Source organism: Bradyrhizobium sp. P5_C11_2 (assembly GCF_054049755.1).
In genome coordinates this window covers 1-1686 of the sequence record NZ_JBFULT010000930.1, presented here as the reverse complement: position 1 = coordinate 1686, position 1686 = coordinate 1, and the positions used below count along the sequence as shown (strand labels likewise).

Genomic DNA, 1686 nt, shown 5'->3' with positions numbered 1-1686 from the left:
GATGGTGACCAGGACCTCCTTGACCGTTTCCGGATCGAGGGCGGCCGTAACTTCGTCGAACAGCATGATGTCCGGTCGCATCGCCAGCGAGCGGGCGATAGCCACGCGCTGCTGCTGTCCGCCGGAGAGTTCACCGGGATAAGTATCCTCCTTCCCCGCGAGCCGCACCTTGGCGAGCAGCGCTCGGGCGCGCGCTTCGACCTCGGCACGTTTCCGGCCGAGAACATGGATCGGCGCCATCATCACGTTCTGGAGCGCGGTCTTGTGCGGGAAAAGATTGTACTGCTGGAAGACCATCCCGACCTTGCGGCGCAGCGCCAGCTTGTCGAGCCTGGGGTCGGAAACCTCGATGCCTTCGATTTGAATGCTGCCGGACGAGATCGGTTGAAGGGCATTGATGCAGCGGATCAGCGTGGATTTTCCTGATCCGGACGGGCCGATGATACAGATCACCTCGCTCTTCCTGACCGACAGGCTGATACCTTTCAGAACCTCGAGAGCGCCGAACGACTTTCTGACGTCGACGCATTGGACGATGGGCTGATCCGGAGTCCAGCTCGTGGCCATGCTCTGCTTCCTCAGCGTACGCGGAACCGGCGCTCGAGACGAGCGGTCCAGAGGTTGATCGGATAACAGTAGAGAAAGAAACACAACAGGGCGAAACCGTAGAGCGGCGCGAACAGCTCCGGCCTGCCGCCTTCGGCGGCATGCACCTGTGCTGTCAGGGTAAGCATTTCCGAAACACCGACGATCGATGCCAGCACCGTCGACATCGCGACCAGCGCATAGACGTTCATCCAGGGCGGCAACATGCGCTTGATGCACTGTGGCAGCATGATCAGCCACATCGTCTGGCGCCGCGTGAATGAGAGCGATTCCGCTGCCTCCCATTGCGTCGATGGAATGGAGCGGACGGCACCGCGCACGACCTCGGCGACATTCGCCATGACGGGCAATGCGAAGCCCACCGTTGCCTTGATCCAGTCCGGCAAGGGGACGGTGGTCTTGAACAGGGTGATCTGGAAGGGCACCAGAAACATGACGAAGAACARCAGCACCAGCCAGGGCGCGTTCCGGAAGAATTGAGTCAGGAACCAGCTGACGGCTGCGAGCGGCCGGAATTCCGATAGCAATCCCAGACCCAGGCCAAGCCCGGCGATGGTCCCCAGCAGCATGGCCAGCAGGGAGATCAGGATGTTGAAGGCGAACCCTCGCAGCAGCAGTGGCGACCACTTCACGATGACTTGCAACGGGGACAGCACCGCCGGCCCGGTCTGCGCCGCCCACGCGGTGGATGCAGCCATGATAACGCAAAAACAGAGGATCGCGGCGGACAGCGGGTTGATCCGAATGGACATCCGGGTCGGCGCGAGACGATACGGCAGAAGGACGGCGAGCCGGTGCTCGGCCTTGGCGGCTTTCATCGGACATATCCCGGGATGCGCATCGCCCGCTCCCAGCGATGCATCAGCCAGACGAGGACGCCGACAAGGATGCCGTAGGTCGCCAGCAACACGACCATCATTTCGAGGACGTTCTGCGATTCCGACCAGATCTGCTTGACCGCATAAAGTGTTTCGGGAACGGCGATCGCGTAGGCGAGGGTGGTCGTCTTGAGCAGGTTGACGAGGTTGTTGTTCAATGCGGGAAGGCAGACGCGAATGGCCAGCGGAAGGACGATATGGA

Annotated in this window: 2 protein-coding genes and 1 pseudogene; all 3 read right to left on the bottom strand. The window is 61.5% G+C overall.

Annotated elements, in window-relative coordinates; genetic code table 11:
• Positions 1-567, bottom strand: a 567-nt coding sequence (locus tag ACXJL8_RS40415) for an amino acid ABC transporter ATP-binding protein (protein ID WP_456686961.1), incomplete at its 3' end; no start/stop codon positions are given.
• Between the two features lie 11 nt (positions 568-578).
• A complete protein-coding gene (locus ACXJL8_RS40410) occupies positions 579-1358 on the bottom strand; it encodes an amino acid ABC transporter permease (RefSeq protein WP_456686962.1) in 780 nt (259 codons plus the stop codon).
• Positions 1359-1420: 62 nt separating this feature from the next.
• Positions 1421-1686, bottom strand: a pseudogene (locus tag ACXJL8_RS40405) (amino acid ABC transporter permease); the annotation flags it as partial.